The sequence below is a fragment of the Streptomyces sp. WZ-12 genome (assembly GCF_028898845.1).
Classification (GTDB): Bacteria; Actinomycetota; Actinomycetes; order Streptomycetales; family Streptomycetaceae; genus Streptomyces.
Genome location: NZ_CP118574.1, coordinates 8,951,528 through 8,966,240, shown reverse-complemented (window position 1 = coordinate 8,966,240; position 14,713 = coordinate 8,951,528). Strand labels below are relative to the sequence as shown.

Annotated in this window: 11 protein-coding genes, 1 pseudogene and 1 riboswitch; of the genes and pseudogenes, 6 read left to right on the top strand and 6 right to left on the bottom strand. The window is 72.0% G+C overall.

Features of this window, described 5'->3' with window-relative positions; all coding sequences use genetic code 11:
* Positions 1-83: 83 nt before the first annotated feature.
* The 3 genes from PV796_RS39380 to PV796_RS39370 all read right to left on the bottom strand — a co-directional run bounded on the left by PV796_RS39380 (position 84) and on the right by PV796_RS39370 (position 6,488).
* Positions 84-1,733, bottom strand: coding sequence for an NRAMP family divalent metal transporter (locus tag PV796_RS39380; protein WP_274918664.1), 1,650 nt, complete (start codon positions 1,731-1,733; stop codon positions 84-86).
* 308 nt (positions 1,734-2,041) lie between these two features.
* Positions 2,042-2,215, bottom strand: a riboswitch (M-box (ykoK) riboswitch).
* Between the two features lie 391 nt (positions 2,216-2,606).
* On the bottom strand, positions 2,607-5,408 hold the full coding sequence (locus PV796_RS39375; protein ID WP_274918663.1) for a bifunctional acetate--CoA ligase family protein/GNAT family N-acetyltransferase: 2,802 nt from the start codon (positions 5,406-5,408) through the stop codon (positions 2,607-2,609).
* 159 nt (positions 5,409-5,567) lie between these two features.
* The gene (locus PV796_RS39370) at positions 5,568-6,488 is read right to left on the bottom strand and encodes a zinc-binding dehydrogenase (protein ID WP_274918662.1); all 921 of its coding nucleotides are present in this window, start codon (positions 6,486-6,488) and stop codon (positions 5,568-5,570) included.
* A gap of 119 nt (positions 6,489-6,607) precedes the next feature.
* Here PV796_RS39370 and PV796_RS39365 point away from each other — a divergent pair, with 119 nt between their 5' ends.
* The gene (locus tag PV796_RS39365) at positions 6,608-7,189 is read left to right on the top strand and encodes a TetR/AcrR family transcriptional regulator (RefSeq protein ID WP_274918661.1); all 582 of its coding nucleotides are present in this window, start codon (positions 6,608-6,610) and stop codon (positions 7,187-7,189) included.
* A 62-nt stretch (positions 7,190-7,251) separates the two neighbouring features.
* On the opposite strand, the gene PV796_RS39360 is transcribed toward PV796_RS39365, so the two are convergent.
* Positions 7,252-7,956: a TetR/AcrR family transcriptional regulator gene (locus PV796_RS39360; RefSeq protein ID WP_446750660.1), complete on the bottom strand. Its 705-nt coding sequence runs from the start codon at positions 7,954-7,956 to the stop codon at positions 7,252-7,254.
* A 155-nt stretch (positions 7,957-8,111) separates the two neighbouring features.
* Between PV796_RS39360 and abc-f the strand changes: the two genes are divergently transcribed.
* Together abc-f and PV796_RS39350 are read left to right on the top strand one after the other, a co-directional pair.
* Entirely contained in the window at positions 8,112-9,743 is a 1,632-nt protein-coding gene (gene abc-f, locus PV796_RS39355) for a ribosomal protection-like ABC-F family protein (protein ID WP_274918660.1), read from the top strand.
* Between the two features lie 99 nt (positions 9,744-9,842).
* A complete protein-coding gene (locus tag PV796_RS39350; RefSeq protein WP_446750711.1) occupies positions 9,843-10,454 on the top strand; it encodes a CatB-related O-acetyltransferase in 612 nt (203 codons plus the stop codon).
* A gap of 324 nt (positions 10,455-10,778) precedes the next feature.
* On the opposite strand, the gene PV796_RS39345 is transcribed toward PV796_RS39350, so the two are convergent.
* Complete coding sequence (locus tag PV796_RS39345) at positions 10,779-11,240, bottom strand: GNAT family N-acetyltransferase (RefSeq protein WP_274918657.1); 462 nt, start codon at positions 11,238-11,240, stop codon at positions 10,779-10,781.
* A 42-nt stretch (positions 11,241-11,282) separates the two neighbouring features.
* Entirely contained in the window at positions 11,283-11,513 is a 231-nt protein-coding gene (locus PV796_RS39340; protein WP_274918656.1) for a hypothetical protein, read from the bottom strand.
* Positions 11,514-11,897: 384 nt separating this feature from the next.
* Here PV796_RS39340 and PV796_RS39335 point away from each other — a divergent pair, with 384 nt between their 5' ends.
* The 3 genes and pseudogenes from PV796_RS39335 to PV796_RS39325 form a co-directional block, all read left to right on the top strand.
* Positions 11,898-12,821, top strand: a complete 924-nt coding sequence (locus PV796_RS39335; RefSeq protein ID WP_274918655.1) for a hypothetical protein — start codon at positions 11,898-11,900, stop codon at positions 12,819-12,821.
* Complete coding sequence (locus tag PV796_RS39330; RefSeq protein WP_274918654.1) at positions 12,818-14,299, top strand: NADH-ubiquinone oxidoreductase-F iron-sulfur binding region domain-containing protein; 1,482 nt, start codon at positions 12,818-12,820, stop codon at positions 14,297-14,299. Before PV796_RS39335 ends, PV796_RS39330 begins: the two co-directional genes overlap by 4 nt.
* Before the next feature lie 265 nt (positions 14,300-14,564).
* Positions 14,565-14,690: pseudogene (locus PV796_RS39325) on the top strand (thioredoxin-disulfide reductase); the annotation flags it as partial.
* Between the last annotated feature and the right edge of the window lie 23 nt (positions 14,691-14,713).

The following is a 14,713-nucleotide window of genomic DNA, read 5'->3' as shown; positions in this document are numbered from 1 at the left end:
GGGGCGGTGGGGGGTGGCGGCGGGTGGGGAGGGGTCCCGCCGCCACCCCGGTCGGGGGATGGTCAAGCGCCGGCGCGGGTGGGTCAGTTGCCGAGGGCGACCTGCACGATCTTGATGACGACGAGGACCATCGCGATCAGCAGGTAGGTGCGCAGGGCGCCCATGCCCAGCTTGCGGCCGGTGGACATGGCGGGTCGGGTCAGCGTGACGAGCGGCGGCATGCGCCATGACTCGCGGCCGGTGCGGTCGATCGGGTCTTCCTTGGTGGCGGTGCGCCGGCGGGTGAAGGCGTAGCCGGCGGCCAGTACCCCGGCGACGCCGCAGCCGGCCATGATGTCGAGGATCATGCTCGCGCTGATGTCGGGGAAGAGCACCGAGGCGGTCAGGATGATCGACAGTGACACCAGGACGCCGACGACCGCCGCGGTGAAGGCGTTGGTCTTGGGCCCGTTCACCCATGGTCCGAGGACCTGCTTGTCGTTGCAGAGCAGCAGCAGGAAGACCGTGGCGGAGGGCAGGAGCACGCCGGCGAGGGTCTGCACGCCCTGGGTGAGCAGGCCGAGCGGGGAGCCGGGGATCAGCACGATGGTGGCGGCCGCGGCGACCAGGCCGGCGTAGACGGCGTAGAAGCCCTTGGCTCCCTTGATGCCCCGGTGCAGGGAGTGCTTCATCCCGAACACGTCGCCGATCGCGTAGGCGGTGGACAGGGAGACGGCGAAGGCGCCGATGATCGCCGCGTCCAGCAGGGCGATGGCGAAGAGGACGCCTGCCACCTTTCCGGCCTTGGCCTCGATGCCGGTGATCAGGCCCGCGGTGTCGGTGAAGTTGCCGAAGCCCTTGGTGCCGGCGAAGGCGGCGGCGACCAGGCCCATCATGGCGGCGGCGCCGATGATCACGATGGCGATGCCGATCCACAGGTCGGCCTTCTCGTACTTCATGAAGCGCGGGGTGATGCGCTTGTCGATGACGTAGGACTGCTGGAAGAACAACTGCCAGGGCGCCACCGTAGTGCCCACGATGCCGATGATCAGCAGCATGACCGTGGCCAACTCGCCGCTGCCGCCGGGGATGACGGGGACGACGAAGCCGTGCGCCATCTGCGACGCCTTGGGGTGGAGCATGAAGTAGAGCGGGACCAGGAGCAGCGACCCGATGCACAGCGCGACGGCGATCCGCTCGAAGCGACGGAAGGAACCGGTGAACGCGGACGCGATGATGATCGCGGCGGCCAGGATCACCGAGCCGGTCTTGGGCAGGCCCAGGTAGTCGGCGGCCATGGTGATGCCGATGAACTCCGTGACCAGCGTCAGCGCGTTGAGCAGGAACAGGTCGATGACGGAGAACGCGCCCCAGAACTTGCCGAACCGCTCCAGGATCAGGCGCGCGTGCCCGACCCCGGTGACGGCGCCGAGTCGGAGCACCATCTCCTGGTTGACGTACAGGACGGGAACGAGCAGCAGCAGGGTCCACAGCAGGCTGGTGCCGTAGTTCTGGCCGGCCTGGCCGTAGGTGGCGAAGGCGCCGGCATCGTTGTCGCCGACCATCACGATCAGGCCGGGGCCGACGATCGCGAGCAGCGTCTTGAATTTGGCGGAGAGCCCCAGGCGCGGGGCGGTGTCGTCGACCCTGATGGTGCCAAGCGCACCGCGGATGTCTCCGATGTGGGCGTCGTCGAGCACCGCGCTGGACTGCGGCGGAGTCGATGGCGTGGCGGTGGTGGTCAGGTTGGTCATGAAAGCCTCCCGTCCCCCAACGGGGGAGGTTTGGGGCACGCAGCGGCGATCCCCCTGCGAACGCGCAGCACAGCGCCCCGGCACGGCCGGTGGCCGCACGGGTGCGTGGGGGGAGGGTGCTCTCGCGCAGGAGGTTGTTACTGCGTACCGGAGGTCGAAGAAGACATCGGAGATGACATACGCATATGGGGCCGACTGTGGCCCGGACTACTGCAATGGCCGTCCATGGTGTCTCTCGCCTCCTTCCGGCCGGGGCGCACGCGGGCGCCAAACGGACACGGCAAAGAGCGGACCAGTCCACGATGACTGGCTCACCCCAACTCGTCAGAGCTTTGGCACTCCACGGCGTAATCCCCGTACAGGGGAAGCCACTTGGGGTCACCCCTTAGGTCGGGGAGACCTGTCCTGAACCTGGGCGTCTCTCGACGTCGTGGGGTCAGTGGCCTGTGTCCGCGAAGACGCCTCACCGAACGAGGTGCCTCGATTCCTTCTCTTCGAACGGCTGAAATCCTACCCTCGTACTTGCGTGGGTACGCAAGTCTTTGACTCAACCTTGACCGGTGCCCGCACGGCGGGGCGGCCCCCACGGTGCCGTGCCTGGGAATTGCGGTGGGACGGGCGCGCGTGCATGGGCCGCCTGGCCGGCAGTGCGCGGCTCAACTCCTCCCATCAGAAGCCGGTCGCCGCACGACAGCCGGTGCCTATCGGGCTCGATCGAGGTCCAAGGGCGAACTCGGCCGCCCAGCGCGCCCATTCGACCCGGCGGCCACGCTCCGCCCAGCTGCCCGCGCAGCTCACCCGCACACCCCTTCCGCCAGTCAACGCGTCAACTCCCCTCCCCGCGAGGCGCGTTCAAAGACTCACCGTCCGCCTTCACGGGAGGCGGCGTAGATAGGGGTCGGTCGACCGGCGCGGCAGGAGGCGGACGCGTGCGTCGACGACGGTGCAGCCGTCGGGGCGGGCGATCACCGGGTTGCACTCGACCTCGGCCAGTTCGGGGAGGTCGCCGGCCATCTGGGAGAGGCGGACCAACAGGTCCTTGAGGGGGGCCGGATCGGCCGGTGGGGCGCCGCGGTGGCCGAAGAGGAGCGGAGCGCAGCGGGGCGTGGTGAGCAGGTCATGGACGTCGGTGTCGGCGAGCGGGGCGAGGCGGGCGGCGTGGTCGGCGAGCAGTTCGCTGGTGGTGCCGCCGGGGCCGAAGACGACCAGGGCGCCGAAGACCTCGTCCTGGACGACGCCGGCGAGGAGTTCGGCGCCGCGTTCCGCCATCGGTTGGACCAGTGCGCCGGTCATCGCCGTGCCGAGGCGGGCGGCCAGATCACGGAAGGCGGTCCGCACGGCGTGCCGGCCGCGCAGGTCGAGGAACCCGCCGCCCCGCTCGGCCTCGTGGACGAGGTCGGGTCCCTGGGCCTTGAGGGCCACCGTGCCGGAGCGGCTGGCCAGTCGGGCGGCGGCGTCGACGGCCGCCTCCTCGGTGGTGACGTATGCCTGGGGAAGGCGGGGGATGCCGTAGCAGTCCAGGAGGCGGGCGGTCCGGCGGGCGTCCAGCCAGCCGCCGGTCGGGGCCTCGGCGAGGAATGCGGCGACCAGTGCGCGGGCCCCGGTGGCGTCGGCGCCGACCGGTTCCACGGGGCGCCCCGGCGGTCGGGCCAACCACTGGGCGCGCGCCACGGCATGGCGTAGCGCGCGGGCCGCCGACTGTGCGTCGCCGTACGAGGGGACGGCCCGCCCGTCGTCCGCGTGCAGCAGTCGGACGCGTTCGGGCTGGTCGGGCCGGACGGCGAGGATCGGGCAGCGGCCGCCAGCGGGCATGAGGGCGGAGGGGGTGAGTGCGGTGTTCGGGTCGGTGCCCACCCCAGTGGTCAGGGCCGTGGGGACCAGCGCGACCAGGATGGCGTCGACCGCTCCGGAGGCGGCGAGGCGGTCCAGGCATCGGCGCAGCACCTCCGCGGTGACGGCCGGCGTGGCGTCGATCGGGTTTGCGGCGGTGGCGCCTTCCGGGAGCGCGTCGAGCAGTTCCTCCGTGAGGGCCAACGCCAGTTCCGGCACGGCGAGTTCGGCGTCGGTGCAGGCGTCGGCGGCCAGTACGCCGATCCCGGCCTCGTTGGAGAGCACGGCGATGCGCGGGCCGTTGGGCAGGGGTTGGGAGTGCAACAGGGCCGCGGTGTCGAGGAGTTCGCCGAGGGTGTCGGTGGCGGTGATGCCGGCCTGTCGGAACAGGGCGCGCCGGGTCATGGTCGGGACGGCCGCGGCCGCGGTGTGCGAGGCGGCGGCCCGGCGTCCGGCCGCCGAACGTCCCGTGTCGACGGTGAGCACCGGCATCCGCCGGGTGACCCGCCGCGCGGTACGGGAGAAGGCGCGGGGGTTGCCGAACGACTCCAGGTGCAGCAGGGCCAGTTCGGTCCGGCCGTCGCACTCCCACCACTGGAGGAGGTCGTTGCCGCTGACGTCCCGCTTGTCGCCGAGCGAGACGAAGCTGGAGACGCCGATGCCCAGGCGGGAGAGTCCGCCCAGGAGGGCGATGCCGACGCCGCCCGACTGGACGGCGACGCCGGCCGTGCCGGGCAGCGGTCGGTCCGCGGCGAAGGTCGCGTCCAGGCTGACGTCCGGTTCGGTGTTGGCGATGCCCAGGCAGTCGGGCCCCGCCATCCGCATGCCCCACCGGCGGCAGACCGCCGTCAACTCCGCGGTGCGGACGGCGTCGAGGCCGGCGGTCACCACCGCCAGGGCCCTCACCCCGGCCCGACCGCACTCTTCGGCGGCCCGGGGGACGGCGGCGGCCGGCACCGCCAGGACGGCGAGGTCCGGCGGGTGCGGAAGGTCGCCGACGGACGCGTACGCCGGGAGGTGCAGGACGGCGTGGGCGTGCGGGTTGACCGGGTGGAGGAGTCCGCGGAAGTGGCCCTCGCGCAGGTTGTGCAGGATGGCCCGTCCTACGGAACCGGGCTTGGTGCCGGCTCCGATGACGGCGACCGAACGGGGCCGAAGCAGCGGGCGCAGACTCGCGGTGCCGGCGGTGCGGCCCCGCAGGTCCACGGCGGAGCGGTACCTCTCGTCCGGTTCGAGGCGGATGACGCCGTGCACGGTGGTGTCCTCGTACCGCCGGGTGACGTGCAGGCCGAGGTCGGCGAGGATGCGGTGGATGGGGTGGTTGTCGGCGAGCACGTCGGCGGTGAAGGCGGTGACGCCGTTCTCCCTGGCGGTGTGCACGAGGTGTTCCAGCAGCAGGGTGCCCACGCCCCGGCGGTGGAAGTCGTCGGCGACGGCCAGCGAGATCTCGGCGGTGGTCGAGGTGCACGTGCTAGGGGTGGTCCGGGCCGTCTCCACGGTGGCCGGAACGCTCCCCCCAGCGGTCCGGGCGGTCTCCGCCGGGATCGGCGCATCGCCGGTTTCGTACTCGGCGACGCCGACCAACCGGTCGCCGTGCAGGGCGACGAGGGTGCGGTGCCCGGGGCCGCCGGGGGTGCAGAGCCGGTCTGCGGCCCGCTCGCCGGAGCGTCGGCTGACCATGAAGAACCGGTTGCGCAGGCTGTCCGCTGACATCTCTCCGTAGAGGCGCAGCACGTGCTCGCGGTCCGTCGGGTCCGCCGGCCGCAGTTGGACCGTGCTTCCGTCGGCGAGCAGCGCGCAGACCGTCGCGCACCCGGTGCGGACGGCGGTGGCCGTGTCCGTCATGGTGCCTTCCCCTCCCTGCGACCCGCTGTTCCGTCGCCACGGGCTGCGACCTCTTCAGCGTGCGGGCCCCGGCCCGGACTGCGGCAGGGGCCGTCCGACCCCAACTCCCGCCGGTCGGCCGGGGCCACCTGCCGTCGACGCGGGCCGGGCAGCCGTGGGTCAGGCAGCCGTCCCCGCCGTCACGTCGAGGACCACCTTGCCCGCAACGCGCCGGTCCAGCAGCGTCTGCGCGGCCTCGGTGACGCGCTCCCAGGAGTCGCGCCGGTCGACCTCCGGAGAGAGCCGGCCGGCCGCCACGAACTCCAACAGGGTGGCCAGGTCCGGGCCGGCCTCATGGACATCGCCGAACGTGCTCATCGTCTTGGCCGGTCCCACGAAGAACAGCGAGTACGGCGCGAACTCCGCCGGCTCGTTGGAAGCCCAGCCGATGGTCTGCACTCCCCCGCCCGGCGCGAGGAGTTCCCACGCGGCGGCGAGTTGGGGGCCACCGACGTTGTCGAGAACGAGGTCAACCGGCCGGTCGATGCCTTCCAGGCCGATCACCACCTCGTGGGCGCCCAGTTCGGCCAGGCCCTCGGCGCGTGCCGACGATCCCACCGAGGCGATCACGTGGGCGCCACCGAGGGCCGCCAGTTGGACGGCGTATCGGCCGACGCCGCCCGCCGCACCGGTGATCAGTACCCGCCGGCCCAGGATGGAACGGGAGCGCAGCGTGCGGAGCGCGGTGATGCCGGCCATCGGCAGCGCGGCCGCGTCGGCAAGGTCGACCTGGGCCGGGACTTCCGCCACGGCGGTGGTGTCGACGGCCATCCGCTGGGCCCATGCGCCGGCACCGAACGCCGCGACTCTGGTTCCTACGGTCGGTCCGGTCCCGTCCGCCGCGGCCCGCACGACGACTCCGGCGGCGTCGTAGCCGTGGATGGTCCCGGCCGGCCGTCGTCCGGCGAACGCGACCTCGCCGCGATTGAGGGAGATGTGACGGACGTCGAGCACCAACTGGCGTGGTTCCGGCCGGGGTTCCGCGACCGTTCCGAGGCGCAGAGCCCCGGGAACGTCGGGATCGACGACGAGTGCGCGCATGCCCATGAAGATGCCCTCCGGTAGCCGTGCGTCATCCGGACTTCCAGTCCGTTTGGTGCACGGTAATATCCGGACTGACAGTCCGTCTAGTGCGTCTTGTCTCTAGCTGTGAGGTGCAGATGACCGGAGAGCGCGCCCGCACCGAGCGTGCCGATGCGGCCCGCAACCGTCGCGCGGTACTCCATGCGACCGAGCAACTCCTAGCAGAAGGCGGCGGAGATCACGTGTCGCTTGACCGCGTGGCCGCGCTCGCCGGCGTCGGGAAGGGCACCGTGTTCCGGCGCTTCGGCAGTCGCGCCGGCCTGCTCAAAGCGCTGCTGGAAGAGCGGTCGCGCGAACTGCGCGAGGCCGTCACCAACGGGCCGCCGCCCCTGGGCCCCGGAGCGCCGGCCCGCGAACGGCTGCTCGCCTTCCTCGATGCCCTCGGCGCGATCGCCGAGGGCAACGCCACCCTGCTCTCCGCGCACGAGCGGGCCTGCGCCGAGGACAAGTACGGCGATCCCAGCTACCAGTTCTGGCACCATCATCTCAGCACCCTGTTCGCGGACGAACGCCCCGACCTCGACGCCGACTTCGTGGCCCATGCCCTACTCGCCGTCTTCGACGGCGACTTGATCCGCCGCCTGACGCCGGCGGACGACCCGGGTCGCTTCGTCCGCTCCCTCCAGCAGATGGCGTTGGCACTGCTCGACCGCGGCTGAACGGCGGCCCGCCCCCCTCCGGTGATCCATCAGCCGTAGGGATCGATCCGCTGAAGTGCCGCTCAGGCTCCGCCCGTTGGCGGGGGCTTGGTGAAGGCGCCGGCCGCTGCGGCGAGGGCCGCGGTTCTGGCGGCGCGGCCGGGGAGCTGCGGGTCGGGGGCCACGCGGAGCAGCAGCAGTTGGTGGTAGGGCGGGGCGGTGGCGGCGAGGAGGAGTTGCCTGGCGTCGGTGTCGGCTGGGAGTTCGCCGCGTTGGACGGCCCGGGCGACGATGACCTCGCAACGGGCGTACCGGTCCTCCCAGAGCCGCTGTTGGGCTTCGGCGGCCTTCTCGGAGCGGAACGAGGCGGCGATCAGCGCGGTCACGACCGGGGGTTGGGCCGTGAGGGCCGTCTGGATCTCCTCGTTCAGCGCCGTCAGGTCGCCTTCCAGTGAGCCGCTGTCCGGCGGCTGCCAGTCGTCGTCGCCCGCCGCGTCGAGGACGTCGGCGAGCAGGCCGCCGACATCTCCCCAGCGCCGGTAGACCGTGGTGCGGTGCACGCCGGCGCGGGCGGCGACGGTGTCCGTGGTGAGGCCGTCGTAGCCGTGTTCGCCGAGCTCCGCGAGGACCGCGTCAAGCACCTGCCTGCGAATACGGGCGGTGCGCCCCCCGGGGCGACGCCGGGGCGGCGTCCGGGCGCCTTCTGGCTCCGACGCTGGTCCGGGGGTTGGTTGTTGGGCTGGTTGTTGAGGCGGCTCTTGAGGTGGTGTGTTGCCTGTGGGAGTCATCACTGGTTATCCGATTGCTCAGGGGGCGGCGCTGTGCCAACATCTTAAAGCAGCAGTTGTCGCACTAGGAGAGTGACCGATGTTCCTTCAAAGCGTTCGCCCGGCCACGCGGCCCTTGATGACCGCCTCGTTCTCGAATGCTTTGGAGTCCTCTTATGCCTACCCAGATCACCGCGCTCGCCGTCAGCAAGTCCTTCCAGGGCAGGCTCGTTCTTGACTCGGTGACCTGCTCGCTCGCCGCGGGCGAACGGACCGGGATCATCGGCGAGAACGGATCGGGCAAGACCACCCTGCTGCGCCTGCTCGCCGGGCGTGAACGGCCCGATCAGGGCGAGGTCGTCGTCCAGGCCACCGGCGGCGTGGGCTATCTCGCCCAGGACGAACGGCTGGCGCCGCAGGCGACCGTCCAGCAGGTCATCGACCGGGCGTTGAGCGATCTGCGCGCCGTCGAGGAGCGCATGCGCCGCCTGGAGGCCGCGATGGCCGACGGCGACGAGTCGGTCCTGACCGAGTACGGCGAGCTCATGACCGTCTTCGAACTGCGCGGCGGTTACGACGCCGACGCCCGCGTGGAACGCGCCCTGCACGGTCTCGGCCTGGGACTGGTGGGCCGCGACCGCACCGTGGGCAGCCTGTCCGGCGGCGAACGCGTCAGGTTGCGGCTGGCGGCCGTCCTGGCGGCCGCACCGGAGGTGCTGCTGCTGGACGAGCCCACCAACCACCTCGACGACTCCGCCCTGCACTGGTTGGAAGACCATCTCCGCACCCGGCGGGGCACCACGGTGGCGGTCTCCCACGACCGGGCCTTCCTGGAGCGGGTCGCCACCAGCCTGTTGGAGGTGGACGCCGATCGGCGCCGCGTCGTCCGGTACGGCAATGGTTACGCCGGCTACCTCGCCGAGAAGGCGGCGGCCCGGCAGCGCTGGGCCCAGGCACACGACCAGTGGCGGGCCGACGTCGACCGGCTCCGCGAGACCGCGGCGACCACCGCCCGCCAAGTGGCCCCCGGCCGCCCGATGAAGGACGGCAACAAGATGGCCTACGACCGGGCGGGCGGTCGGGTGCAGCAGTCGCTGGCCAGCCGGGTGCGCAACGCCGAGGAACGGTTGCGCCGTCTTCTCGCCGACCCCGTTCCGCCCCCGCCGGAGCCGCTGCGCTTCACCCCCGTCCTGCGGGCCCGCCGCCTGGAAGGCGTCGTACTCGACGGCGCCGACCTCACCGTCACGGACCGGCTCGACCGCACGAGCCTCACCGTCAAGGCGGGCGAGCGCCTACTCATCACGGGGCCGAACGGAGCGGGCAAGAGCACCCTGCTCCGCGTCCTGGCCGGCGAAGTCGCCCCCGACGGCGGGAGCGTCACCCGCCACGGCAGGATCGGCCACCTCCCCCAGGAGCCGCGCCCGGGAAAACCGGACGAGACCGTGCTGACCGCTTTCGTCCGCGGCCGGGCCGGAGTCGGGACCGGGGAGACCGATGAGCATGCCGAACGGCTGCTGTCCCTGGGCCTGTTCGACCGCGAGCAACTCACCGTTCCCGTCGGCCGGTTGTCCACCGGGCAGTTGCAACGCCTGGCCCTGGCACGCCTGCTCAGCGAGCCGTCGGACGCCCTGTTGCTCGACGAACCCACCAACCATCTGTCGCCCGCCCTCGTCGAGGACCTGGAAACCGCACTGGACGGGTACGACGGCGCCCTCGTCATCGTCAGCCACGACCGACGGCTGCGACGGCGCTGGCGGGGCGACCGCCTGGACATACCGGCGACCGGGGCGTCCGCGACCGGGCGCTGAGCCCTCCGGCCCCGCAGACATCCCTCAGCCAGACACCCTTCAGAAAGGAAGCCCTCCGTGATGCCGCCTGTTCCCGCCGACCCCACCGTGCTGCACCCGATGCCCGACCAGCCGCGCGTGGTGCTGCTCAAGCCGCTGGTCACCTCGCCGCTGATCGAGGTCGGTGACTTCTCCTACTACGACGACCCCGACGACCCGACCGCCTTCGAGACCCGCAACGTGCTGTACCACTACGGACCGGAGAAGCTGGTCATCGGGAAGTTCTGCGCCCTGGGCGAGGGCGTGCGGTTCATCATGAACGGCGCCAACCACCGCATGGACGGCCCCTCCACGTTCCCCTTCCCCATCATGGGCGGTTCCTGGGCCGAGCACTTCGACCTCATCACCGGCCTGGAAGGGCGGGGCGACACCGTGGTGGGCCATGATGTCTGGTTCGGCTACCGGTCCATGGTGATGCCGGGCGTCCGTATCGGCCACGGGGCGATCATCGCCTCCGGCGCCGTGGTCGTCGACGACGTCCCCGACTACGGCATCGTCGGCGGCAACCCCGCCCGCCTCATTCGACGCCGCTACAGCGATCCGGACATCGAGCGCCTCCTGGCCCTCGCCTGGTGGGACTGGCCGCTCCAGCACCTCACCGCACACGTCCGCACCCTCATGTCCGGCAGCATCGACGACTTGGAGGCCGCGGCGGCCGAGCTCACGGAGTAGACGGCACAGACGGAATAGTCAACGCACGGCCCATCGTCCCAAGAGTCAACGCAAGGTTCACCGTCCCACTCCCCCAACCCTTCCCCGCGCAGAATCGAGCTGCCGCCAGCACGGCTGCTTCGCCCGTCCCCGCCCCGTTCACCGACTGGCTCCGAACCCATGCGGCCCCGCTCGCCCGTCTCGACCCCGAGGCACCGCTCGATGACTTGGCGCCGCTGCGCGCCATCATCGGCGACGCCCGGGTCGTCGCGATCGGTGAGAACTCCCACTTCATCAACGAGTTCGCTATGTGAGAGAGGTCAACGCGCAAGACGGTGCGGGGTATCACGTGACGGCCAGGCGATAGATCTGCCGTGAGCCGCCTTCCGGTCCGGGGTCGGCGGCCTCGGCCGGGCTGAAGCCGAGGCGCTCGTAGAAGACGCGGGCGCCGCTGGCGGTCGCGCCCGGATGGTCGGCCCCGAAGGTGACCACCTCAATGGTGCCCGGCCCCGGTACGAACCGGCGTACCGCGTCCGCCACCAGGGCACGGCCGACGCCCTCCCCGCGCGTCTCCTCCGAGACGACGAGCCAATGGACGTGATAGGTCGGGGCGTTGTCACCGAACAACAGGCCACCGACGACGTCCGAACCCGAGACGGCGACGAGCGCCGTGGACCGGCGCAGGTGCCTGTCCACGGCGCTGTGGAATCCCGGATCCTCAACCATCGGGCCGAACCAGTGCTCGACCTGAGCGGCCAACTCAAGAAGGCCGGGGAGGTCCTGCTCCCGCGCAAGTCTGACGATCACTCGGGCAGTCTCGCAGACCGGGCGCGCATCGTCACCGCCACGTCATGGAACGCCGGTCTGGGCCGTCGCCGGACGGCACCACCACGGCACCGGCCTCGTCGTCACCGCCGCAGCGCCGCTGATCTTCGGCGCGATCATCGCCGTCTCCGCCGTGCTGGTCACCGCCCTCACCTGACCTCGGGGGCCGACACCGCACCGGTGCCGCACACTCCGGATCGGATGCGGGCCGGACGCGCCGATCGACAGGTACGGATCGTCGAACTTCCGCTCCACACCGGGTAGTTGCGCGGGTGTCGCGCACGACGGGCGACCGGATCGAAGATCAACGCGAGGGAGAAACCCGCTCATTGATCACGACCGGTACGCGCCTGTGCAGCCGGCCAGGCGGTTCCCGGGCGGGCTTTCGTCGCGGCCCATGGTGCCGCAGCCGGCCCGGTGCGGGTGAGACCGGTCACATCGGTCTCGACGCTCCTACGCGCGGTAGTAGTGCCCAACTCGCGGGCGGCCCCTGAGGAAGCTCCGGGAAACCCGTGCCTCCGTCGGTTCTCGCTACGGTCGCGGGTCGTAGCGGGGTTCGTTGTCACCGGCTGGGGACGCGCTAACAATGTGCGAGTCGTGCAGGACGGCTGCGTCACACCCGCCGGTGTTCTCCTCGACATGAGCATGCGGGGGATCTCGATCCGGCCCCGCCGCGGTCTTCGCTGCGTGGTCCGAGTGCACGGAAGAAGGTGTCCCATTTCCAGCGTCGCCCTGCTCGCCCAGTCTTCGACGGGCGCCGCGACGGCCGCACTGGCCGGCCGGACGATGGCCTTCCTGGACTACTTCGCCGGCGTCTTCACCCTGCTCTCGCTGACCGCCGTGGTGGTGTGCGGGTTGGTCGCCACCGACCGGCTGGTGCTCAGTCCCAGGCTCCGGGTGGCGATGCAGTCCGTGCATCGGGCGGGCGCCGTCGGGGCGCTCGGCTTCCTGGGCATCCACATCGCCGTCAAGGTCATCGAGCGGCACACCGCCGTGCAGAACGCGGTGGTCCCGTTCACCGGTCGTGTCGCCCTCGCGGTGAGCCTGGGCACTCTCGCCGCCGATCTGCTCGTCCTGATCATGGCCACCGGTGTGTTCCGGGGGCGGTTCGCCGGTTGTCGCCGTCCGTGGCTGTGGCGGGTGCTGCATTCGACGGCGTATGCCTGTTGGCCGATCGCGTTGGTGCACGGGCTGGCGGCGGGGCGCCAGGCACATGTGTGGGTGCTGTGGGGGTACGGCCTGTGCGCGGCGTTGGTGGCGCTGGCCTTGCTGGTCCGCGGGCTTTCCTACCTGGGGCATCGTCGGTCCCTGGGCCGCCGGCGGCGAGGCGTCAAGGCATATCGGCCCGCTTCCGCCCGCCCGGCCGCGTTGGCCGCCTTGTCCACGCCGTCCGCCCGGCCCGTGACGAGCACCCGTCCCACTGCCTGGGCGGCCGAGTCCGCGGCGCCGGCGGTGCCCCTTCCGCGGTCCGCACGGAGCGTCGGTCCGGCCGGGCAGCCCAGGCACGCCGCGGGGCCGCGGCACCGGCCGTTCCGGCGGGCCCGACCGAGGAGCACCGAGTGAACGACGCCCCACTGGAACTGCCCGAGGTCGGCTGGATGGGATCGGCCCGGCTCACCGCCGGCCTGGATCGCCACCAGCGCCTGGATCTCGCCGCGCACACGCGGACCCATCAACCGTTGCGCCAACTCGATCGGGAGGGTCTGCTCGCACTGGCTGACGCCGTTGCGCTGCCCGGTCGCGGCGGTGCCGGCTTCCCGTTCGCCCGCAAGGCGCGGGCCGCGCTCGTTGCCGCCGACCGCACCGGTGCGCCGCCCGTGATCGTGGTCAACGGCGCCGAGGGCGAACCGGCCAGCGCCAAGGACAAGATGCTCCTCACCCGCGTTCCGCACCTGGTGTTGGACGGTGCCTGCCTGGCCGCGGTGGCGTTCGGCGCGGAGGAGATCGTGATCGCGGTCACCGCGGGCAGCCCCGGCGAGGTATCGGTCCCGGCCGCCCTCGCCGAACGTGAACTCCCCTGCCAGGCGCGGACGTTGTGCCTGCCCGAGCGCTTCGCCTCCGGTGAGTCGGGAGCCCTGATCCGTGGCGTCAACGGTCTGCCCGTGGTGCCGGCGCCGTTGAAGTCCCGCGCGGCCGACGGCGGAACAGGCGGGGTGCGCCGCCGCCCCACGTTGCTCTCCAACGCCGAGACCTGGGCGCAACTCGCCGTTGCGGCCCGGCTCGGCCCCGACGCCCATGCCGCCGTCGGCACCGCCGCCGAAGGCGGCACGGTCCTGCTCACCGTCCATCAACCGAGCGGCGATCCGCTGGTGGTCGAGGTTCCGGCCGGCATTCGGCTGGGTCTGGTGCTGGATGCCTGTGGGCTCCGGCCGGGCGCCGGGGTGCTGGTGGGTGGCTATCACGGTGCCTGGCTGCCGTCGGCGGACGTCGTCGACGCGCCGCTCTCCCGGGCCGGACTGGCCGATCGCGGCGGAACTCTCGGCGCGGGCGCGATCGTTGCGCTCCCGGACGACACCTGCCCGCTCGGCGAGGTCGCCCAGGTCGCCGCCTGGCTGGCGGCCGAGTCGGCCGGCCAGTGCGGGCCGTGCAAGCGCGGTCTGCCCGCGGCCGCAGAAGCCCTGGCCCTGCTGGCCGCCGGTGCCGCCGAGCCCTCGGTACTGGAGAACGCCCGGTCTGCGCTCGGGGCGGCCCAGGGCGGCGGCGCCTGCTCGCATCCCGACGGCACGGCCCGCTTCGTGCTCACCGCGCTTGACGTCTTCGCCGAGGACGTCGACGCGCACCTCGCCGGTCCCGGTTGCGGCCGTCCCGTGCGCGGCGCGCTGCCGCTGCCACGTGCCAACGGGGCCCGGCTGGAGGTGGATTGGTCCCGCTGCGCCGGCCATGGCCTGTGCGCCGTGTTGGCTCCCGACCTCGTCCGTCTCGGCCCGCACGGCTACCCCGCCTCCACGGCCCTGCCGGTCGCCTCCTGGCAGGAGCACGGCGCCCGTCGCGCGGTCAGCCAGTGCCCGGCCCTGGCGCTTCGGCTCCGGCACCGCGGGTGACCGGTCTGCTCGGGGAGGGAGCCGGCGGTGGTGGCGTCGGTCGGCCGTGCGGGACCGTGCGCCAAAACTTCGGGCGCGCGGATGACTTCGTGCGCCCGTAGCACACGTCCTTCCGGTGCGATGCGTTCTCACCGCTCCGGTTGACCTCAACGCCGAGCCCCTGCACATCCGTTCCGGCTCGCACCTCGGCAGAGGAATTTCTCGCCGGCTACGCCGCCCACTTGGCTGCGGCTTGGAATATTCGGCCGCCTGCTCGGCATCCGAGGGGGCGCCGCTGCGCAACGTCACCACCGGCCAGACCTCCGAACTCCCGGTCACCGGACCGTTCATCGCCATCGGCCACGACCCGCGGACCGAGCCGTTCAAGGGCCAACTCACCCTCGACGACGAGGCACCTTACCCAGCGCTCGCTTC